The sequence below is a fragment of the Alteromonas sp. AWJ4_197 genome, assembly GCF_056160285.1.
Genome location: NZ_JBSWWW010000007.1, coordinates 445,205 through 465,717, shown reverse-complemented (window position 1 = coordinate 465,717; position 20,513 = coordinate 445,205). Strand labels below are relative to the sequence as shown.

The window sequence follows — 20,513 nt, the reverse complement described above, 5'->3', positions numbered from 1 at the left end:
AGTGAGCATCAATCCCATCCCAGCCATTTCCCTTAAATTCATGTCTACACTCAGGGCAAATTCTAGGACGCTCTACTGGGACGTTCTTTTCACAACATCTACATATACTAAATTACCTTTGGCACATAACACCCCACTTAGGGGCACAAACACGGTGGCTATAATCGGAACGAAGTGACACAGCCACCGCGTTTGTGTCCCAGTGAGCCTGCGAGCGGCTATAGTGGCTTGTTAGGTTTTTTCACACAAGCTTGACCAAAAAGTTTGCCAAATGGAGTTACCTTGACGATAAATTTATCTATTTTGCCAGTAATTCCTAGTGCCTGGTTTTCTGCATTTATCTGATTCAAAAGTGCTCTAACTGAAGGGTCTTCTTCCAACCTTTTGTAAGAGTCTTTTTGAGTTAGATAAGTCTCTCTCGGTATATCAATAAGCCCTAACCTTTCTAAATTAGTAAGATAACTTGGCATTAAATCATTATGCTGAACTTTAGAGTCTACTCCGATATGGGACACAAGTTCAGCAACTATGTTTCTTCCATTAGAATTTTGGACTGAACTACTTATATTACAAATAGGTTGAACATTCGCAGTTGATAAAAAGTTAAAAATTTTGGCCTCATCAGAGGATAAATTTCGAATTATTTCGACAAAACCTGGATGTGCAAGCTTTGACGAGCTTTTATCCATAGCAGAAGCTATTAAATTCGCATAGAGATCAGCTAGAGTTTCTTTATGCCCATTATATTTTAGTGATTCTAAAGCTGGTCCTGCGACTGAAGGGTCTGGTGTTTGAATATTTTCAATCGGAACCTGCTCGAGTCTTTTTGCAACTTTTGTATTTACAAATTCTTCGATTCTATCCGCGCCCCAGATCATCGCGCGAATGGGGGCTAATGCTAAATTTACTGTTTTACCAACAGTCTCTAAAGATTTTCCGACTTCTTTTGCAAAGGGTTGAATGGCATCGTTATAGATTGGAACTTCCTTGACCAAGCCAGTAACCGCATTAATGGTCCCTTCTACATTGTTACTTTCTTCTTTATCAGTCACCGAAAAATTCCTGCATGTTTAGAACTCAAAACCTAACGCCTAAATCAGCCGCGCGCCTTTTGCGTCGGCTGGATTTTTTTGTTAGCTCTTGTACCAAATAGCTGATCAACCCAGTCATCTCTATTTTGTATGGATTGATACTCTTCTGTTTCGTACTTGTTACTGAATACATTCATTACTAGGTTTCTAGCTTCTGACAGTCTCATTTTGGGAGGCTCTAGTCCCGTATGTATTCTATGCACCATATAGGAGGCTATTGCTGAAAAGGTTTCCTTAAATTTTGTGTAATCTTTTTGATGACTATCATCGAATGGAAGTCTCTGCTTTCTTTTGATGCATTCTCTCCAAAGTTGAACTGACTGCCGCATATGTCCAAGAAAATCCTCAAGAGCAGAGTTTTCGGTAGTTATAAACTCACATGAGATCTGCAAAATGAGAGCATCGACTTTTGCATCTATTGAAGATGCCTTTTGCAACAAGTTCAAATGCTCGTTTTCGTCATCAGGATACGTATTTGAACCATTTACTAGTCGATATAACTCCATCAATTCAGAAAAAGCTTCATACAAACGACTTACTGCAATGTACTGTTGCTCTCTAATGGCGCGAGATAATTCGATCTGCTGTTCCCGTAACTTCTTTTCGAGCTCATATCGAATTAGTAACCATTTACCCCCGATCAACAAAATGATCGTGGGGAGAATTGGTTTTAAAAGTTCTACGGTTACGTCCATATACTCTCCTGTAGAGCTAACTACTATTTAGATCCCAAACAGTCTGTTTTAAACACACCAATTTGGGGTATTTTTTGCGTTATATAACACCAAGACTAAGCCAAAAATTCAACCAAATCCATCTGTTAGTCGTTATCCGGGTTTCTGAGCGTGGATAAAAAGCGACAATACAGCCAGGTCTCAAAAATGGTGTATTTCATCCATCTATATCACTGCTCAAAAGCACTAAATAGAAAAATTACTCACTTTCACCATCGACCATTAATCCTGCAGACAGCTTCTTCTGAGGCTGTACGCCAAGTTCTCTGAAGTATTCTACCTGACGTACCAGATTGCCCCGCCCTTCAGTGAGTTTATTCATCGCCGATTCGTAGGCCTTTTGGGTGCTCTCCACACTTTTACCAATTTTTTCCAGATCACCCGTAAAGCCGACGAATTTGTCATACAGTTTGCCGGCATGTTCAGCAATGTGCTGAGCATTCTGATGCTGGTATTCGTATTGCCAGATGTTGTTGATAGTCCGCAGCGCCACCAGCAGATTGGTGGGGCTGACTAACAGTATGTTGTTGTCCAGTGCCAGCGATACCAGTGACGGATCTTCCTGAACGGCAAGTAAAAATGCAGGTTCGACAGGAATAAACATGAGTACGTAATCCAGCGTGCGCAACGACTTTAAATCCTGATAGCGTTTATTGCCCAGGCCTTTAATGTGCGACTTTAATGAATTTACGTGCTCTGTAAGAAAGCGGGCCCGCAGTACTTCGTCATCGCAGTTGAAAAATTGTTCGTAGGCGCGCAGGCTCACTTTTGAATCGATGATGACATCTTTTTCATTCGGTAAATGCACCACAACATCCGGCTGCTGCAATTTGCCGTTCGCATCCTTTGCCGACACCTGAGTTTCAAACTCATGGCCCTCACGTAAACCGGATTCTTTTAAAATACGTTCCAGTACAACCTCACCCCAGTTACCCTGCTGCTTGTTATCACCTTTCAGCGCTTTGGTAAGCGCTGCCGCTTCTTCAGTAATGCGCTTGTTCAGTTCTTTCAGTGTGAGAATTTCAGTTTTAAGGGATGCTCTCTCCTGCCCTTCACGGCTGTGCTGTTCGCCCATCTGCTTGCGGAACGTATCGATTTGCTGCTTCAGAGGTTCCAGTAACGCATTCATGCCGGTCTGGTTAATTTGTGTAAAACGCTCACTTTTTTGTTCGAAGATACGGTTGGCTAAATTTTCGAATTGCGCCTGCAGTCTTTTTTCTGCCGCTTCCATTAAAGCTAATTTTTCTGTACTGGCTTTACTGGCCTCATCAAACTGTGCCTGCTGTGATTGCAATTGTGCGGTCAGCGCGGCATTGGTTCGCTGTTCTTCACGGCACTGCAACTTAAGTTCACTAATTTCATCTCTTAAAGGTGCCAGCAGTGCTGCCTTCTGACTAAGCTCTCCCAGTTGCGCCTGATTATTAAACAGCCTTTCACGGTATTCAGCCAGCTCGTCATCAAGTTGCTCACACTGTTGCTGCTTTTCATCCAGTTTGTCCTGCAGTTGCTTGATCTGAAGAGCATCCTGTAAACGGCGCTGCTTTGAGCGCATTGCCGCCAGGAGCCAGGTAATACCCGCAGCGATTACGGCAGTAAAAACGGGGAAGTAGGTTGAGGAAAGTAGCGCGTCCATAGTGTCATTCTCATTTTTATTGAATGTCTATTGTGCCACTCACAAACAAAAACGGGTACCCGAAGGTACCCGTTTACAGTAAAAATACTGTTTATTTAGCCAGTTCTTTGTCCAGCTCTTCAATCTTCGCTTTCCAGATCGCCGGACCCGTTTTGTGCGCGTTTGCACCGGTGCTGTCTACCGCAACGGTAACCGGCATATCTTCAACTTCAAATTCGTAAATCGCTTCCATCCCCAGGTCTTCGAAAGCAACAACACGGGCTTTCTTAATAGCTTTGGAAACCAGGTAGGCCGCGCCGCCAACAGCCATCAGATACACTGACTTATGTTTGGCAATGGAGTCTACAGTTGCAGGGCCACGCTCAGCTTTACCAATCATGCCGGCAATACCGGTTTTTTCCAGCATCATATCGGTGAATTTATCCATACGGGTAGCGGTAGTCGGGCCGGCAGGACCTACTACTTCATCACCTACCGCATCAACCGGACCTACGTAATAAATGAACTTACCATTTAAATCAACGCCTTCCGGTAAACCTTCACCGTTCTCGAGCATGGTTTGAATGCGCTTGTGCGCCGCATCACGGCCTGTCAGCATTTTTCCTGACAACAGAACAGTCTCGCCAACTTTCCATTCCTGAATGTCTTCTTTGGTGACTTCATCCATGTTCACACGGCGGGTATTCTCACCCACTTCCCAGGTCACTTCCGGCCACTCTTCCAGCTTAGGTGCTTTCAGATCAGCAGGACCGCTGCCATCAAGGTAGAAGTGAGCGTGACGGGTAGCCGCACAGTTAGGGATCATGGCAACCGGCTTGGAAGCGGCGTGAGTTGCTACTGATTTGATTTTCACATCAACAACCGTAGTTAAACCACCCAGACCCTGTGCACCGATACCTAACTTGTTCACTGCATTGAAAATATCAACACGCAGTTTCTCATCAGTAGTTTCAGGACCACGTTCGATGAGTTCCTGAATGTCTACCGGGTCCATTAAGCTTTCTTTCGCCAGTACCGCGGCTTTCTCAGCAGTACCACCAATACCCAGACCCAACATGCCGGGCGGACACCAGCCTGCGCCCATGGTTGGCAGCGTCTTGACAACCCATTCTACGATATCGTCAGACGGGTTCAGCATGACCATTTTAGATTTGTTCTCGGAGCCACCACCTTTTGCGGCAATCATCACTTCGATTTTCTCGCCGGGCACCATATCGATATGTACCACTGACGGTGTGTTGTCTTTGGTGTTTTTACGTGCACCGGCCGGGTCTGCAACAATAGATGCCCGCAGCGGGTTATCCGGATTGGTATACGCACGGCGTGTGCCTTCATCAACCATTTGCTGAACAGTCAGGTCGGTTTTGTCCCAGGTGACACCCATACCAATTTTAACGAAACACGTAACAATACCGGTATCCTGACACAGAGGACGTTTACCTTCGGCAGACATACGGGAGTTGATAAGAATTTGCGCCATGGCATCTTTTGCGGCCTGGCTTTGCTCTTTAAGGTAGGCCTGTTCTACGGCTTTGACATAATCCAGCGGGTGATAGTAGGAAATAAATTGAAGCGCATCTTCAATACTATCGATGAAGTCTTGTTGACGGATAACGGTCATGGCGTCCTCTTTTCTTATAGCCTTTGTGGTGTTAGGGAAAGGAAAAAGCGTATACTAGCGCATCTTGACAACCTGCACCACGCTTTACACGTGCGACTTTGGTGTCGGTTATGCGTTTTATTTATATAGGTTAGTAAGCTAGTTTCTTCCATGAGTGATCATCTGTACACCCCGCCGTCGACTACCCTGTTAATATCAGAGATAAGTGGTTATCCGCCTCTGACCGGCCTTTTTGAAAGCGTGCAGCACCAGCCTTATGCCATGCTGCTGGATACTGCCGGCAGCGACAAACGCTTTGGCCGGTTCAATATTATGGTGTGGGAACCGGATATCATCGTAATAACCCGCAATAACATCACTACAGTATCCCGTTTCGGTTCTGATGACTCCGTTGAAATCAACAGTAAACCTCTGGCAGTTCTTGATACCGTTCAGCGCCATTACTTTTCTGCGTTACAAACAGTGAGTGATGTACCGCAAGAAATACTTGAACAGTTACCTTTTCAAACAGGTACAGTCGGGCTGGCAGGTTATGATTTGGGACGCAGCTATGAAACCTTACCTTCAAAAGCCCGCAATGATTACCGTTGTCCCGATCTTGCTGCCGGACTGTACTCCCAGTCGCTGATTGAAGATAACGAAACCGGAAAATTATATTATTGCAGGCTGGATAACAAACCTTCACAGCCTGACTTCATAACGCGGGAAGATATTCTGGCTAAAGCCGGCTCGTTTTCATTAACAGGCGCCTGGCAGTCTAACCTGACGGAGCCGGAATACATCAGCGCCCTTGAAACTATTAATGAGTATCTGCTCGCCGGTGACTGCTATCAGGTCAACATGGCCCAGCGCTTTACCGCGACATTTAAAGGTAACGAATGGGACGCTTACAAAACCCTTCGCACCGCAAACAAAGCGCCGTTTTCCGCTTTTATCCGCATCGACGATGCCGCCATCCTGAGTATTTCTCCTGAGCGTTTTTTATCGGTGAAAGACGGTTGTGTAGAAACCAAACCCATTAAAGGCACACGTCCACGCTTTGCCGATGAGGAAAAAGACCGTGCCAGCGCGGAAGATTTGTTATCGGCTGAAAAAGACCGTGCTGAAAATCTGATGATCGTGGATTTGTTAAGAAACGATCTGAGTAAACATTGCCAGCCCGGCTCTGTGAAGGTACCGGCACTATTTGCCCTTGAAAGTTATGAAGCTGTGCATCATATGGTCAGTACGGTCACCGGAAAGTTGAATACAGGTGCAAGCCCTCTTGATTTGCTGGCTGGTGCCTTTCCCGGCGGCTCTATCACCGGTGCGCCGAAAATCCGCGCCATGGAAATTATCGATGAATTAGAGCCCGACCGGCGTAATGTGTATTGCGGCAGTATTTTTTATATCGGACACAGGCAAGACATGGACTCGAGCATACTTATCCGCACCCTGCTGGCTGAAAACGGCCGGCTGCATTGCTGGGCTGGCGGTGGCATCGTTGCCGACTCCGTTGCCGGGGATGAATATCAGGAAACGCTGGATAAAGTCTCGAAAATATTACCGGTACTGGAGACAAAGCGTGAACCGCAGTGAGTTTTTACAGCGATATCATCATTTACGGCAAATTGATTATGAAGCCGATTACCCGCTGCGCAAAACCGGGCGCGCAGCGGGTGTGCTCATCCCGCTGATCGATCATCCTGACGGCCTGACGGTATTGCTGACAGAACGAGCGCATCACTTACGCCATCATCCCGGTCAAATCAGTTTCCCGGGCGGCGGCGCAGAACCACAGGACAATACACTGGCAGATACTGCCCTCAGGGAAGCCGAAGAAGAAGTTGGCTTACTCCGTTCTGAGGTCGACGTCATCGGCGCTCTGCCTGAATACCGCACAATCAGTGGTTACGCCATGACGCCGGTTATCGGTTTTGTGAAGCCCTGCCCGGTTTTGACCATCGACCGTAACGAAGTTGCTGATGCTTTTGAAGTACCGTTAGCATTTCTTATGGACCGGCGGAATCACTTCGCCCACTTTATTGAGCGTAAACAACAACGTTACCCGGTGTACTTTATGCCGTGGCAAAACCGCCTTATCTGGGGTGCAACCGCCGCCATACTCAGAAACCTGTCTTCCCACCTGTGTGACGACTGACCATCAACATTTCTTTACATCCCATTAGGTTTACTTATTTCTGCATTAGGATTTCTGTATTGTAGTTGATCCGGTTCAGATGCATGATCATTAACTATAATTAAAATAAAGTGAGAAACGGTTAAGTATGATCAGTGTTTTTGACATGTTCAGTGTCGGTATCGGACCTTCCAGTTCCCATACTGTCGGCCCGATGCGGGCGGGTGCGGAATTCGCCTCAGAACTTGCAGGTGAAAACCGCCTGGAATCCGTTGCGTCTGTGCGGGTGGAATTATTCGGTTCGCTGGGACAAACAGGCAAAGGCCACGGTACCGGTAAAGCGGTAATCCTGGGGTTACTCGGCGAGTTGCCGGAGTCAATTAACGTTGATGCCATCGACAGCATGCTGGATACCATTCACCATGCCGGCAAACTGATGCTTAACGGTACCCGCAGCGTCAGCTTCCCAAATAAAAACGCGGTGATTTTTCACCGCCGTAAAACGCTGCCAAAGCATGCCAACGCCCTCACATTCTTTGCCTACGATGACAATGATGAACTGGTTAAAAGCCAGACTTATTACAGCATTGGCGGCGGCTTTATCATTAAAGATGAAGACTTTGACGCAGCCAAAACCCTTGCTATTGCTATGCAGGCGTCTGTGCCCTACCCGTTTAAAACGTCAGAACAACTGTGCCAGCAGTGCAACGCCAACGGTTTACGCATCAGCTCTCTGATGCTGAAAAACGAAAGCGTATTGCGCCCGGCCGCTGAAGTAAAACGCATGCTGTTCGATATCTGGCTGGTCATGAAAGCCTGTATTGACCGTGGTATTGATAATGAAGGTATATTGCCGGGTGGCCTGAAAGTAGTACGCCGGGCACCGGGTCTCTACCGCCGTTTGCAATCTGAGCGCTCTGCCGATCCCATGCAAACCATGGACTGGGTAAATCTGTTTGCGCTGGCAGTGAACGAAGAAAATGCTGCCGGAGGCCGTGTCGTCACAGCACCAACCAATGGCGCGGCCGGCATCATTCCGGCTGTACTGGCATATTTTGATAAATTCATCCGTCCTGTTGATGAAGAAACGGCAGCCCGGTTCCTGCTAACCGCCGGTGCTATCGGTATTTTATACAAAGAAAATGCCTCTATATCCGGCGCAGAAGTTGGTTGTCAGGGTGAAGTGGGCGTTGCCTGTTCAATGGCAGCCGGTGCACTGGCTGAAATTATGGGTGGCACTGTAGCCGCTGTGGAAAATGCCGCAGAAATTGGTATGGAACATAACCTGGGACTGACCTGCGATCCGGTCGGCGGACTAGTTCAGGTGCCGTGTATTGAACGTAATGCCATGGGCGCCATCAAGGCTATCAATGCCAGCCGTCTGGCGCTTCGCGGCTCCGGTGAGCATAAAGTGTCACTGGATAAGGTGATAAAAACCATGCGCGATACCGGTAATGACATGAAGACCAAATACAAAGAAACTGCCAGAGGCGGTCTTGCGGTTAATATTATCGAATGCTGATAAAACACAGGCCGGAACAATCCGGCCTGTTTTGTTTCACAAAGGTGTTATTTCACCGGCAGCGTAATGCCTCTGAACATCTTCTCTACTTCATCGTTATTTTTCAGCATCATGGCTTTTTCGACTTTGTCTTTGGTCAGATGCGGCGCGAAACGCTCAATGAAGTCATACATGTAAGTACGTAAGAACGAGCCTTTGCGGAATCCGATTTTTGTAGTGCTGTAGTCGAACAGATGAGACGCATCGATTTTCACGAGATCATCATCCAGCTCTTCACTCACCGCCATAGAAGCAATTACACCGATCCCCACACCTAAGCGCACATAGGTTTTAATGACATCAGCATCGGTGGCAGTAAACACAATCTTCGGCGTCAGACCGGCACGTTCAAATGCCTGGTCCAACTCCGATCGGCCGGTAAAACCAAACACATAGGTGACCAGCGGATACTTGGCGATATCAGCGATATCAATTGAACCCTTTTTCGACAACGGATGGTCTTTATTCACTATCACGCTGCGGTTCCAGTGATAACAAGGCAGCATCACCAGATCGTTGTACAGGTGAAGCGCTTCTGTAGCGATGGCAAAATCCGCTTCGCCTTTCGCTGCAAGGTCAGAAATTTGCGACGGCGTTCCCTGGTGCATATGTAACGACACCTTAGGGTATTTATTCATGAAGCCTTTAATCACATCAGGTAACGCGTAACGGGCCTGAGTATGAGTGGTGGCGATATTCAGCTTGCCTTGATCAGGCAGCGTATGCTCCCGGGCTACAGACTTTATACTCTCAACTTTGGCCAGTATTTCTCTGGCAATGTTAATCACATCGTTGCCCGCGTCTGTTACGTGAGTCAGATGTTTGCCGCTGCGACCAAAGATTTGCACACCAAGTTCATCTTCCAGCATCCTGACCTGCTTACTGATGCCGGGTTGTGAGGTGTAAAGACTTTCTGCTGTTGCGGATACGTTTAGATTGTTGTTCTGCACTTCTACTATGTAGCGAAGCTGCTGTAATTTCATGTTGTGTGTCCCTCACCGGCTGGAACGTATTGGTTCTGATTACCGTTATAACTAAAACCGCATGCGATTGCTATAGTCGATTTGGTTATAACCGAAGAAAGTACTATAAATGCAAATAATCGTTAATCACTTAGTGTTCAGGTATTTAGTTCCTCTGAAAATCACCGATAAACGAATAGTAAGCTATACTCAATGCGCCCTGAGCATCCTTTACAATTGCTGTACACCGTTGTTTCATAACATAAGACGCGCACATTCAGAGGATTTATGTCGGAAAAATCTCCGTTACAGACCATCGATTTTTCGTCCGTACTGGCAGCAGCCGTACACGATATGAAAAATTCACTGTGCCTGCTTATCCAGTCCATCGAATCGCTGGCGGAGAACCTGCCTCCTGAAAACAGTCAGGCAAATGAGAAAGTTGCCAGCGTGCATTATGAGGCAACTCGGCTCAATACCAATCTTGTGCAGATCCTGTCCTTATACCGCGCCGAACTCAATCAGTTGCCTGTAACCATTGATGAATGCTTTATCGACGATTTGTTTGAAGATGTCATGTCTTCCGTCCGCATTTATATGGAACAAAAAAATCTGCTTGTTACCATTAACGTGGAAAATGACATCAGCTGGTATCTCGACCGCGAACTCATATTCATGTTAATCAACGACGTATTGATTAACGCTATGCGCTATGGCACATCACAAATTATTTTGAATGCGGCGGTCCGTGACAAAGCGCTTGTGATTACGGTAGAAGATGACGGGCCCGGCTATCCCTCTTCCATGCTGGAAAAAAGCACAGCCGACCTCGCCGGATTCGATCTGAGTCAGGGCCGGACCGGGTTGGGCCTCTTTTTCGCCCGGCTGATTGCCAATGCCCATGTAAATAACAACCATTGCGGGGAGATTTCACTAAACAACGGTGGTACTCTGGGTGGTAGTGTTTTTGAAGTAAAATTGCCTTAAACTTTAACTGGATAGGACGTTGATCAGTGAAGTCCCGGCGATGCAGGCAATTGAGACATTTTTAATGGATATATACTCATGTTTTTCACAATAATAATAATACTCATTGTTGTACTGGTCATTGCTGCCATTATGATCAATGCGTTTCAACAACACCGTGCTAAACAGGAAGCCGACCGCCGTAATGAGGCATCCAAGCACCGTAAAATTATTGATGAAACTGAAAATGTGATCATGGCTTGCTCAAACATGCCGGTATCCCAGCGTTTAATGGGGATCCTTCATGCCCGCGTGCACAATGCGTTAAAAGCTATGGCAGAACTCGGTGCAGGCACGCCTGATATTAAACAGCGTATAGCAGACGCTGAGAATTCTAAAAACAGTGCTATGTCGCTGGACTCTCCTGCAACGGCAGACTTTTCCCTGCCGGATAACGACAAACTGATTATTCAGTATATTCAGGCAGTGAAAAAACTCCGTATTTTGCTCCGTTCTGAGCATTCCAAAGGCAAAATTGAGAGCCGTATTTTTGCTGAAGAAGATAAAAGCCTGGAACGTTTGCAGCTAAAAGTGAATATCGAAACCTTAATCAAACGCGGTCGTGGTGCCATGCAATCCAATATGCTGGGCTCTGCAAGACAGTATTTTGAAAAAGCCATCAAGGCCCTGGAAAGTCAAAGCCAGCCGGATGAATACATCTTATCCCGCACTGCCACACTGAAAGAATGGCTCACAGCCATTCAGGACGATCTTAAAAACGCCAATGCTGAAGACCGCGAGCGTCGCCGTGAAGCAGAGCGGGACGAACTTGATGAATTATTTGCACCGAAGAAAAAATGGTAGTGAATACCTAACTGTTCCGGGCTGATGAAGAAAAAGGTATTTTTCGTACTCTGTGCGTTTATCATTAACGCATGCATCGTGCTCTGGCTTGTCCGCGAACCAATGACGGAACTGCTTACACAGCAAGACAATCCGGCCATTCAAAAGATCACCAATGCGATGCCGTCACTTAACATGCCCGGCATCCCGCTACCGGAACTTCCGGACTTGCCTGAATTAACATCCATTGAATTACCTTCACTGACAGGTTCTGCTGACGATGAGAACAGCAACCGCCAGGCAACCAAAATCAAAGCGGGCAAAATCTGTGGCAGCACCGGCTCAGGCCAAATCACAGGAGGCAAAACACTGTATCGCTGGCAAGACGAAAACGGCATGGTACATCTGTCAGATACGCCTCCTGAAAATCACTCACTGGCTGTCACCACACTTAATACATGTGATTAATAACCCCGATGTTTCATAGTAAGTTATTCTCTGGCCGGCTATAGGCACGCTCACATAATTGCCAGAATTCGCCGGCCGCAACCGACAAACCGCCCCGCTGACTACGGATCATACCCACGGGTTTCTTAAGCGGATTATCTTTGATGGCACAGCACACCAGCCCGCGACTTTCCATTTGTTGCCGGCAAATAGCCGGCACCACAGAAATGCCCATGCCCTGCGCGATAAACTGACCGACTGACCCAAGCTGACCGGTTTCCGCGATGATGTTCAGCTGGCCGGGCCCCTGCGCCGCCTGCTCAGTCCAGCGGCGCACTGCAGAGCCCCGGTTCATGGCGATAAACGGATGGGACAGCAATTCATGCCAGGGAACGGCATCCTGCATTGCCAGAGGATGACCCGGATACATCACTGCGATAAATTCATCGGTAAACAAAGGCTTAAAAATCAGACCATCTGCTATTTCGGGCTCAAAAGTAAACCCAATTTCTGCGTTACCCTGTAAAACATTATCAATCGTTGCTTCCATGACCACGTCCAGCACCCGGAGACGGATATTATTAAACTTGCGGTGGTAATCATTCAGTAACGCGGGAAGTTTACTCTCGGCAAAAGACGGCATTGCAGCAATGGTAAGTTTACCCTGCTGCATGGCAAACAGGTTTTGCATGTCATGGAAAGTTTCATCCCATTCATTTACCAGACGCTTCGCATTGGGTAACAGGGTTTGCCCTTCAGGGGTCAGTGAGACGCGTCTGGTACTGCGGCTGAACAGTTTGCCGCCCAGCTGCTCTTCCATTTTTTTAATGGCAGACGACAAAGCAGGCTGCGTCAGATGGAGTTTTTCCGCTGCCTCAGCGAAAGTGGAAGATTCGGCCACACGGATGAACGCCAGCATGTTACGGTACGATATGCTCATATTGATAAAAATATTTTATTAATATTGATATAAAATCAATTTTACAAAATTTTATCAGTCACGGATACTTTAATTGATTCATTATTCATCAACAGGAGATTCATATGTCAGGTTTCGATAAAGTCGTTACCAGTTATGAAGCAGCACTGGAAGGTCTGTCTGACAACATGACCGTTGTGGCCGGCGGCTTTGGACTGTGTGGTATTCCGGAAGGGTTAATTGCACAAATCAAAACAGCAGGTGTTAAAGGCCTGACTGTGGTATCAAATAACTGCGGTGTCGACGGCTTTGGTCTCGGTATTTTGCTTGAAGACCGCCAGATCAAAAAAATGGTGTCTTCCTATGTTGGTGAAAATGCCCTGTTTGAAAAACAGTTGCTCGACGGCGAACTTGAGGTCGAACTGACCCCGCAAGGTACGCTGGCTGAAAAACTCCGTGCCGGAGGCGCCGGTATTCCCGCGTTCTACACGGCAACAGGCTACGGCACACCTGTCGGTGAAGGCAAAGAAGTCAAAGAGTTTAACGGCCGGCCTTATATTCTTGAAGAATCGATTACCGGTGACTTTGCTATTGTCAAAGCCTGGAAAGCAGACCGCTACGGAAATTGCGTTTACCGTCACACCGCGCAGAACTTTAATCCCATGGCAGCCACCGCAGGTAAAATCACTGTGGTTGAAGTTGAAGAAATTGTAGAGCCCGGTGAACTTGAGCCCTCTCAAATTCACACCCCGGGTATTTTCGTAGACCGCGTGATTAAAGGTACATTCGAAAAACGTATTGAGCGTCGCGTTACCGCGAAGAAGGAGGCGTAATTATGGCATTAACCAGAGATCAAATCGCAATGCGTGTGGCGCAGGAATTTCAGGACGGCAGTTACGTAAACCTCGGTATCGGTATTCCTACTCTGGCCGCTAACTATGTACCCGAAGGCATAGAGGTTATGCTGCAATCAGAAAATGGTCTTTTAGGCATGGGCCGCTATCCTGATGAAGACGAAATTGACGCAGACATGATCAACGCCGGTAAAGAAACTGTGACGGCTATTACCGGCGCTTCTATTTTCAGTTCCGCCGACAGCTTCGCCATGATCCGTGGCGGGCACGTTGATTTCACTGTGCTGGGCGCATTTGAGGTCGATGTAAACGGTAATATCGCCAGCTGGATGATTCCCGGCAAACTCATTAAGGGCATGGGTGGTGCCATGGACCTGGTGGCCGGTGCGAAGAACATCATTGTTACCATGACTCACGCTGACAAACACGGTAATTCAAAACTGTTAGAGGCCTGCACCCTGCCCCTTACCGGCGTGAACTGCATTACACGAATCATCACAGATCTGGCCGTACTTGAAGTCGCAGACGGTGCTTTTCATCTGTGTGAACGGGCGCCCGGTGTTTCCGTGGACGAAATCCGTGAAAAGACCGCCGGCAAACTGATTGCCGCTGATGATGTACCGGAAATGCAACTTTAATCTTCCTGACATAAAGTAAAGAGGTGCCTTACCGCACCTTTTTACTTTGCTTCCCGCCTTTATCTGACAAAGCCTTTCGTGGATAATACCGCCATTGTTTTAAACGGGGTATTCACTTGAGCTTGTTAATTGCCGATCTTCCGGTTCACCATAAAATTGTCAAACGTTTGCAGGAAAAAGGCCTGGAAAGCCTCACTGAAGTGCAGGAACAAACTATTCTGCCGGCTCTGCAGGGCAAGGACATCATGGCATCGTCAAAAACCGGATCCGGTAAAACCTTTGCTTTTCTGATCCCTCTTGTTCACCGGTTAATGACCAACAAAGCACTAAGCAAGCAGGATCCCCGCGCACTTATTCTTGCCCCTACCCGCGAGCTGGCCAAACAAGTGTTCTCGGAATTACGCAGCCTTGCCAACGGCGTCGGCCTGCAAAGCGCGCTGATTGTTGGTGGTGAAAATTATAACGACCAAACTAAAGTGCTGCGCCGCAACCCTCATGTCATTGTGGGTACCGCTGGCCGGATTGCCGATCACCTGGAAGACAAATCATTTTTTATTAACGGGCTGGAACTGCTTATTTTCGATGAAGCAGACCGTATGATGGATTTAGGCTTTGCGGATCAGCTTAACCTGATCAACCGCTTCGCGGATCACCGTAAGCGTCAGACAATGTTGTTTTCTGCCACGCTGGACAATATTGCCCTGAATCATTTGACCCGCGACTTATTAAAGGCCCCAGTACGTGTGGCCGTTGGTGAATCTACTGCTGTCCATCAGGATATCGACCAGACTTTGTATTTTGCCGATGACGTGGGACACAAAGATAACCTGCTGCTCACGGTACTTAAAGAACAGGACTACAATCAGGCGGTAGTCTTTACAGCAACCAGAGAAGACACAGACCGCATTGCAGCCATTTTAAATGAGCACCATCTTGAAGCTGTTGCTTTACGGGGTGACCTGCCGCAAAACCAGCGGGCTGCCATCATGAGTAATTTCAGTCGTGGTCAGAACAGTGTGCTGGTTACAACGGATCTCGCTTCCCGGGGCCTGGATTTGCGCAAAGTAGGCTTAGTGGTCAATTTTGACCTGCCGAAACAGTCTGATGAATATATCCACCGGATTGGCCGTACAGGCCGGGCCGGAGACAAAGGTGTTGCCATTTCATTTGTGGGTCCGAGGGACTGGGCAAGCTACCTGACAATTAAAGATCATGTCAGCTATGATGTTGACTGCACCACGCATCCCCTGTTACCGGCGAAGTTCAGCGGTAAAAAGCAGATGAAGCCGAAGAATACAAAAGGACAGGATGAGCGCAATCGCAGTAAAACCGGCTCTGCCGGTCAAAAGCCTCCGGTGAAAAGGCGGGTGAATACCATGAAAGGCGATGAAGCCGGTCACATGCCGGTGATGAAGAAAAAACGCAATGATGTCATCGACGATGACGAAGAAGAATGACACAAAAAAACGGGCTGAATAAGCCCGTTTTTTTTAAAACTATGCAGGATTAATATTCCCACCAGCCTTCCTGCCACCAGGCAAGAAACTCTTCAAAATCGATGTAGCCGTCATCATTGTCGTCAATAATTTTGAACCCTTCTTCCACATGGCTCATTTTCGTTTTCGGCGACAATACGGTCAGCAGTTCAATAAATTCAGGCAGATCGATTTGACCGTTACCGTCTTTATCAAAGAAGCTGAAATCACTTTTGATTTCTGCGATTTTTTCTTCTGTAAGTTGGGTGCTCACTTAATGTCCTGATTAATTACGACTTATGAACAAAGTGTACAACCCAACTTCCCGGCTGTCTACTTAACCTGTGCCTGTTTTGCTGCCAGCGCACGTTGACGCTGCTCTTCTGCTTTTTCCTGACGACGTTTTTCCATTGCCAGTCTTGCATCAGAACCCACGTGCTCTTCGCTGCGTGCTTTAGCCAGCTGAACCTGTTTCTCACGCTCGCGGAAGCGGGCAATCTGGTCGTCACTGTGTGTACCGTGACAATGGGGGCAACTCACACCCGGCTCGTACTTATCAGACTGTTTGTCTTCTTCAGTAATCGGCAAACGACAGGCATAACAGGCATCGTACTGACTTTTCTGTAAATCATGATTTACCGCAACACGGTTATCAAATACAAAGCAGTCACCTTCCCATAAAGACTCTTCTGCAGGCACATCTTCCAGATATTGCAGAATACCGCCTTCCAGGTGATAAACCTCATCAAATCCCTGCTCTTTCAGGTAAGCCGTGGACTTTTCACAGCGGATACCGCCAGTACAGAACATGGCCACCTTCTTATGCTTTTCCGGGTCCATGTTATCTTTCACATAATCAGGAAATTCACGGAAGGTTTTTGTTTTTGGATCGACGGCATGTTTGAAAGTACCGATTTCAATCTCGTAATCGTTGCGGGTATCAATAACCAGCACGTCAGGATCACTGATAAGGTCGTTCCAGTCTTTCGGTTTAACGTATGTACCTACCGTATGGCGGGGATCAATACCTTCCACACCCATTGTCACAATCTCTTTTTTCAGTTTTACCTTGGTGCGGTAGAACGGCTGCTCTTCGTGCAGGGATTCTTTGTATGAGATAGGGTTGATTCGCGGGTCGCTGTTCAGATAAGCGAGTAAGTTATCAATCCCTTCCCGGGGACCGGAAACTGTGCCGTTGATGCCTTCGCTGGCAAGCAATAATGTGCCTTTGATACCCTGCTCTTCCATCTTTTCGAGGAGCGGCTGGCGCATAGCTTCGTAGTTTTCAAGCGCAACGAATTTGTACATCGCGCAAACGATATATTGAGTCATTTTATATTTACCTTTGCTGATTGGAGCGTAAGACCAGTGCAAATTGCGGCGCGAAATATACCAGAACGTCTGCGATTTTCCAAATTAGCTCAGGATCTAACAAAAAATAAGCGTTTTTTCAGGCAGTCAGCAATGAGGAAGAACCACTTATCACCTCATCCAGCATAGTTTCATCTACAGGTTCCGGCGCGCGGGAAATATGCTGCAACCGCATACGGGTTGCCAGACTGCAGTTTTCCTTAATTTCGGGAGGAATGAGCGTGGCGTTGTCATGGGCACTTAACGGATCAGGATGCATAGACTGCCATAATGAAAAGGCCGCTGCTGAGCCGGAATTCGCCATCTTTGCCGTAGTATTGAGCGCCAGATAATCTGCATCAGAGGGTTTAAGCGGTGGCCGTTTATAGTGATTCAGACGGTCGGGAAAATGAGGATCGCCGGTAACCCCGCCTGCCTCTGCAGGTAACTGTGAAAAGTGCTCAGCACCGGGCTGACAATGCATGGCAAGGAACAGGGAGAACTGCGCGCCTTTACCTGCCGCGCGGGCAAGCTCCCCGTTCCATTCACGATCAGGGATCAGTGCCGGTAGCCGGCCAGAGTCAAAGGGTAAATCAGGGGTACTCATACTGTGCTTATCGGCATTGACCGGGATAACTAAAGACAGATCCGTACAAATTTACATACTTGAACTTTAGGCGTAATGGTCCGATCATTATACTAAAGTCTGATTTCAGGGTAACAGGTAGATGAATTACGCAGATAAACGTGTACTGATTATAGAAGATCAGCGCCCTTTTCTGCTGGTTTTGCGTGGTCTGCTGCATTCTATGGGTGCAACCGAAGTTGTCACGAAATCCTCCGCAGAGCAGGCGTTATCCCTGTGCCGGAAACGCAAGTTTGATATCATCATCAGCGACCTTCATCTGGGCTCTGACAAAAAGAACGGTTTTGAATTTATCGAAGAGCTGCGTAGTCAGAAACTGGCAAAACCCTCAGCCATTGTGATGTTGATCAGTGCTGACAGCACCCGTCCCTTCGTACTGGGCTCTATTGATCGCGGACCTGACGACTACCTGATAAAACCCTTTTCCCAAAACCAGCTGAAAACCCGTCTTGAACGGGCCTGGAAAAAACGCCAGGCCCTGCTGCCCGTTTATCATGCGCTTCATGAAGGCGATACTGCCCTTGCCCGAAAGCAGGCGGAAAAATTACTTGCTACTAACCGGCCTTACCGTGGTTCGGTTGCACAACTGCTCACCGGCATTTGCTGGCAACAGAAAGATTTCGCCGGTGCTCTGAACGTACTGAGCGATTTTGATACAGACAGACCTGTGCCCTGGTTGCAACTGGCACTGGCTAAAAACTGGTTGAAAATGAATGAGCGGGACAAGGCCCTTTCTATGGCACAAAGCGTTCTGCAACGTAACCGTTTCAGTGCCGAAGCTTATGACGTGGTGGCAGAATGCCAGTTACTCAATAACGACACTGAGCGGGCTGCAGAAACCATACGTCATGCCATCAAAATTTCCCCTTACTGCACAGAGCGTCATCACATTGCCTGTCATATCGCCCGTCAACACAAAGATTTTGTGCTGGCCAGTGAAAGTGCGCAGGCAATCTGGTTGTTGTCCCGAAAAACGGTAAAAGAGCATGCGGATATCTGGTGCAGCTACATTCGCAGTATTCTGGAAGTAGCGGAAAACGCTGAAGATAAGAAAACCCGTAACCGCTATCAGCAGGAAGCCCATCTTGCCGTGCAGCGGGGTAAATTTGACGATTACCTCAGCCGTAATAACGACGAATTCGATTTCGTGATCTATGAACAAATATTCACAGCCCGGCTTCACAGTATTGAAGGAAAGCTCATTGAAGCTAAGCGGGCGTTGAACAGTGGCCAGGAAGCGATACAACACAAATACGAGTCTTATCCGCAAACCTATGCGCCGGACAGTTTAAAAGTGATGTATGCCATCGGCGAATATGATGAAGCAGACGCTCTGGTGAATGTAATTCGCTCAGGTAACCTGCACGATTCTGTAAAACAGATGCTGGATACCGACAAGCAAAAGGCTGCTGAAAAACAACAGCTTTACTCTATGCATAACAAAGAAGGCATTGAACATTATCAGCAGGGCGATTTTAAAGCGGCACGCACGTCTTTCACCAAAGCCCTGCAGTTTGCGCCGGTGAATACCGGGGTTGCCCTCAACCTGCTGCAATGCGTGATTAAACTGCTGAACACCGATACTAAAGAGCAGCCGGCTTTATTAACAGACAGCAAGCGGCTGCTGAAACTGCTGGATGGTATGTTCATGAAACCTCAGTTCCTGCAAAAGTTTGAGGAACTGAGAGCAGAATTATCAGGACTTACCGGAAAGGCTGCCTGATAACACTTTAACAGGTTTTTTCCTTCCCAGCGCGGCCATCATCGAGCCGGTGACCACAAGCAATGCCCCGCCATAAGCAACCGTGTCCAGTTCCGGCTGATGGAAGGTATCTGGCATAATTTTCTCAGCTAACGTCATACTGATAAAAGTAAACACGGGTTGTACTGCCAGCACGGCGGATACCTTCGACGCATACCAGACACGCATCGCCTCGGTGAAAGCACCATAGGCAACCAGTGTATTCAGGCAGCAAAACACCAGTGCTGCCATTTGCAATCCGTCCATGGACATCAGCTCTGTCGGGGTACTTAGCGGAATAAGTAACATGCCACCTGCGGCATACATGATGAGTGTGAGTTGTCTTGCTGATAAAGTGCGTAACAATGGTTTTTGCGCCAGTGCATAAATAGCCCATGCGACAGCTGAACCGGCGATGATGAACAGGCCGGCAATGCTTTCTGTTTCTGAGGCAAATATCTGAGGCAACCGCTGATTGAAAAACAATCCCAGCCCGAGGATCAAAAGGCCCGCACCGGCAAACTGCACTTTGGTGAATGACTCTTTATACAACAACACCCCGCCGGTCATCAGCACAAATGGCGCGATTTGCATGAGCACCTGGGCACTGGACGCACTGAGGTAATTTAATCCCATAACGTTGGTGACATAATTGGTTACCAGCATCACCGTAGCAAGGGCCGCCAGCAGCCAGCCATTACGGGTCAGCGATGCAGCGACAGGCAGGCTGCGACGTATTTTTAGAATAAAAAATACCACCAGCCCTGCCGTCAGGAAGCGATAAAAAGTAATTGTCGGGCTGTCCATTACCTTAAGGCAAAGGGTTAACGCTACCGGCAGCACGCCCCACAAAAAAGCGGTCAGCAGTGAAAGTAAAAAACCGTAGACCGGTCTGAGTTGGGATTCCAAGCAG

Annotated in this window: 20 protein-coding genes; 10 read left to right on the top strand and 10 right to left on the bottom strand. The window is 47.6% G+C overall.

What is annotated here, in order from left to right:
- Positions 1 to 218: 218 nt before the first annotated feature.
- The 4 genes from ACXAGC_RS17935 to ACXAGC_RS17920 all read right to left on the bottom strand — a co-directional run bounded on the left by ACXAGC_RS17935 (position 219) and on the right by ACXAGC_RS17920 (position 5,079).
- Positions 219 to 1,052, bottom strand: a complete 834-nt coding sequence (locus ACXAGC_RS17935; protein WP_474845949.1) for a DUF4393 domain-containing protein — start codon at positions 1,050 to 1,052, stop codon at positions 219 to 221.
- A 44-nt stretch (positions 1,053 to 1,096) separates the two neighbouring features.
- The gene (locus ACXAGC_RS17930) at positions 1,097 to 1,786 is read right to left on the bottom strand and encodes a hypothetical protein (RefSeq protein ID WP_474845947.1); all 690 of its coding nucleotides are present in this window, start codon (positions 1,784 to 1,786) and stop codon (positions 1,097 to 1,099) included.
- A gap of 238 nt (positions 1,787 to 2,024) precedes the next feature.
- The gene (gene rmuC, locus ACXAGC_RS17925; protein WP_474845945.1) at positions 2,025 to 3,458 is read right to left on the bottom strand and encodes a DNA recombination protein RmuC; all 1,434 of its coding nucleotides are present in this window, start codon (positions 3,456 to 3,458) and stop codon (positions 2,025 to 2,027) included.
- Between the two features lie 91 nt (positions 3,459 to 3,549).
- On the bottom strand, positions 3,550 to 5,079 hold the full coding sequence (locus ACXAGC_RS17920; RefSeq protein ID WP_119501316.1) for a fumarate hydratase: 1,530 nt from the start codon (positions 5,077 to 5,079) through the stop codon (positions 3,550 to 3,552).
- A gap of 150 nt (positions 5,080 to 5,229) precedes the next feature.
- Here ACXAGC_RS17920 and pabB point away from each other — a divergent pair, with 150 nt between their 5' ends.
- The 3 genes from pabB to ACXAGC_RS17905 all read left to right on the top strand — a co-directional run bounded on the left by pabB (position 5,230) and on the right by ACXAGC_RS17905 (position 8,720).
- The gene (gene pabB / locus ACXAGC_RS17915; protein ID WP_474845942.1) at positions 5,230 to 6,657 is read left to right on the top strand and encodes an aminodeoxychorismate synthase component I; all 1,428 of its coding nucleotides are present in this window, start codon (positions 5,230 to 5,232) and stop codon (positions 6,655 to 6,657) included.
- Positions 6,644 to 7,219 (top strand): CoA pyrophosphatase, encoded by a 576-nt coding sequence (locus ACXAGC_RS17910; RefSeq protein ID WP_474845940.1) that lies wholly within the window; start codon positions 6,644 to 6,646, stop codon positions 7,217 to 7,219. The genes pabB and ACXAGC_RS17910 overlap by 14 nt, the downstream gene beginning before the upstream one ends.
- 127 nt (positions 7,220 to 7,346) lie before the next feature.
- A complete protein-coding gene (locus ACXAGC_RS17905; protein ID WP_474845938.1) occupies positions 7,347 to 8,720 on the top strand; it encodes an L-serine ammonia-lyase in 1,374 nt (457 codons plus the stop codon).
- A 47-nt stretch (positions 8,721 to 8,767) separates the two neighbouring features.
- Here the strand turns inward: ACXAGC_RS17905 and cysB are convergent, their stop codons facing one another.
- Positions 8,768 to 9,742, bottom strand: coding sequence for an HTH-type transcriptional regulator CysB (gene cysB / locus ACXAGC_RS17900; RefSeq protein WP_119501312.1), 975 nt, complete (start codon positions 9,740 to 9,742; stop codon positions 8,768 to 8,770).
- Between the two features lie 267 nt (positions 9,743 to 10,009).
- On the opposite strand from cysB, the gene ACXAGC_RS17895 reads away from it, so the two are divergent.
- The 3 genes from ACXAGC_RS17895 (at position 10,010) to ACXAGC_RS17885 (ending at position 11,998) form a co-directional block, all read left to right on the top strand.
- Entirely contained in the window at positions 10,010 to 10,708 is a 699-nt protein-coding gene (locus ACXAGC_RS17895; RefSeq protein WP_474845936.1) for a sensor histidine kinase, read from the top strand.
- Positions 10,709 to 10,786: 78 nt separating this feature from the next.
- Complete coding sequence (locus ACXAGC_RS17890; protein ID WP_119501310.1) at positions 10,787 to 11,551, top strand: hypothetical protein; 765 nt, start codon at positions 10,787 to 10,789, stop codon at positions 11,549 to 11,551.
- Positions 11,552 to 11,575: 24 nt separating this feature from the next.
- Positions 11,576 to 11,998: a DUF4124 domain-containing protein gene (locus ACXAGC_RS17885; protein ID WP_474845933.1), complete on the top strand. Its 423-nt coding sequence runs from the start codon at positions 11,576 to 11,578 to the stop codon at positions 11,996 to 11,998.
- Positions 11,999 to 12,011: 13 nt separating this feature from the next.
- Here ACXAGC_RS17885 and ACXAGC_RS17880 read toward each other — a convergent pair whose 3' ends face one another.
- The gene (locus ACXAGC_RS17880) at positions 12,012 to 12,917 is read right to left on the bottom strand and encodes a LysR family transcriptional regulator (RefSeq protein WP_474845931.1); all 906 of its coding nucleotides are present in this window, start codon (positions 12,915 to 12,917) and stop codon (positions 12,012 to 12,014) included.
- A 104-nt stretch (positions 12,918 to 13,021) separates the two neighbouring features.
- Between ACXAGC_RS17880 and ACXAGC_RS17875 the strand changes: the two genes are divergently transcribed.
- The 3 genes from ACXAGC_RS17875 (at position 13,022) to ACXAGC_RS17865 (ending at position 15,845) form a co-directional block, all read left to right on the top strand.
- Positions 13,022 to 13,729, top strand: a complete 708-nt coding sequence (locus ACXAGC_RS17875) for a CoA transferase subunit A (protein ID WP_119501307.1) — start codon at positions 13,022 to 13,024, stop codon at positions 13,727 to 13,729.
- 2 nt (positions 13,730 to 13,731) lie between these two features.
- Entirely contained in the window at positions 13,732 to 14,388 is a 657-nt protein-coding gene (locus ACXAGC_RS17870; protein WP_119501306.1) for a CoA transferase subunit B, read from the top strand.
- Between the two features lie 122 nt (positions 14,389 to 14,510).
- Positions 14,511 to 15,845 carry a DEAD/DEAH box helicase gene (locus ACXAGC_RS17865; protein ID WP_474845987.1) on the top strand — a complete coding sequence of 445 codons (1,335 nt, stop codon included), beginning with the start codon at positions 14,511 to 14,513 and terminating at the stop codon, positions 15,843 to 15,845.
- 49 nt (positions 15,846 to 15,894) lie between these two features.
- On the opposite strand, the gene ACXAGC_RS17860 is transcribed toward ACXAGC_RS17865, so the two are convergent.
- The 3 genes from ACXAGC_RS17860 to ACXAGC_RS17850 form a co-directional block, all read right to left on the bottom strand.
- Complete coding sequence (locus ACXAGC_RS17860) at positions 15,895 to 16,137, bottom strand: EF-hand domain-containing protein (RefSeq protein WP_119501305.1); 243 nt, start codon at positions 16,135 to 16,137, stop codon at positions 15,895 to 15,897.
- Positions 16,138 to 16,196: 59 nt separating this feature from the next.
- On the bottom strand, positions 16,197 to 17,195 hold the full coding sequence (gene trhO / locus ACXAGC_RS17855) for an oxygen-dependent tRNA uridine(34) hydroxylase TrhO (RefSeq protein ID WP_303574160.1): 999 nt from the start codon (positions 17,193 to 17,195) through the stop codon (positions 16,197 to 16,199).
- Between the two features lie 118 nt (positions 17,196 to 17,313).
- Positions 17,314 to 17,820: a VC2046/SO_2500 family protein gene (locus ACXAGC_RS17850; protein ID WP_474845928.1), complete on the bottom strand. Its 507-nt coding sequence runs from the start codon at positions 17,818 to 17,820 to the stop codon at positions 17,314 to 17,316.
- 121 nt (positions 17,821 to 17,941) lie between these two features.
- On the opposite strand from ACXAGC_RS17850, the gene ACXAGC_RS17845 reads away from it, so the two are divergent.
- Positions 17,942 to 19,582, top strand: a complete 1,641-nt coding sequence (locus ACXAGC_RS17845; RefSeq protein WP_474845926.1) for a response regulator — start codon at positions 17,942 to 17,944, stop codon at positions 19,580 to 19,582.
- Here ACXAGC_RS17845 and ACXAGC_RS17840 read toward each other — a convergent pair.
- A complete protein-coding gene (locus tag ACXAGC_RS17840; RefSeq protein ID WP_474845924.1) occupies positions 19,556 to 20,509 on the bottom strand; it encodes a DMT family transporter in 954 nt (317 codons plus the stop codon). The genes ACXAGC_RS17845 and ACXAGC_RS17840 overlap by 27 nt on opposite strands.
- Positions 20,510 to 20,513 lie beyond the last annotated feature (4 nt).

Coding starts and splice junctions, on each gene's coding strand:
- ACXAGC_RS17880 (WP_474845931.1), bottom strand. CDS start 12,917: ATGAGCATATCGTACCGTAACATGCTGGCGTTCATCCGTGTGGCCGAA.
- ACXAGC_RS17875 (WP_119501307.1), top strand. CDS start 13,022: ATGTCAGGTTTCGATAAAGTCGTTACCAGTTATGAAGCAGCACTGGAA.
- ACXAGC_RS17870 (WP_119501306.1), top strand. CDS start 13,732: ATGGCATTAACCAGAGATCAAATCGCAATGCGTGTGGCGCAGGAATTT.
- ACXAGC_RS17885 (WP_474845933.1), top strand. CDS start 11,576: ATGAAGAAAAAGGTATTTTTCGTACTCTGTGCGTTTATCATTAACGCA.
- ACXAGC_RS17895 (WP_474845936.1), top strand. CDS start 10,010: ATGTCGGAAAAATCTCCGTTACAGACCATCGATTTTTCGTCCGTACTG.
- ACXAGC_RS17890 (WP_119501310.1), top strand. CDS start 10,787: ATGTTTTTCACAATAATAATAATACTCATTGTTGTACTGGTCATTGCT.
- ACXAGC_RS17905 (WP_474845938.1), top strand. CDS start 7,347: ATGATCAGTGTTTTTGACATGTTCAGTGTCGGTATCGGACCTTCCAGT.
- ACXAGC_RS17930 (WP_474845947.1), bottom strand. CDS start 1,786: ATGGACGTAACCGTAGAACTTTTAAAACCAATTCTCCCCACGATCATT.
- trhO (WP_303574160.1), bottom strand. CDS start 17,195: ATGACTCAATATATCGTTTGCGCGATGTACAAATTCGTTGCGCTTGAA.
- rmuC (WP_474845945.1), bottom strand. CDS start 3,458: ATGGACGCGCTACTTTCCTCAACCTACTTCCCCGTTTTTACTGCCGTA.
- ACXAGC_RS17920 (WP_119501316.1), bottom strand. CDS start 5,079: ATGACCGTTATCCGTCAACAAGACTTCATCGATAGTATTGAAGATGCG.
- ACXAGC_RS17845 (WP_474845926.1), top strand. CDS start 17,942: ATGAATTACGCAGATAAACGTGTACTGATTATAGAAGATCAGCGCCCT.
- pabB (WP_474845942.1), top strand. CDS start 5,230: ATGAGTGATCATCTGTACACCCCGCCGTCGACTACCCTGTTAATATCA.
- cysB (WP_119501312.1), bottom strand. CDS start 9,742: ATGAAATTACAGCAGCTTCGCTACATAGTAGAAGTGCAGAACAACAAT.
- ACXAGC_RS17850 (WP_474845928.1), bottom strand. CDS start 17,820: ATGAGTACCCCTGATTTACCCTTTGACTCTGGCCGGCTACCGGCACTG.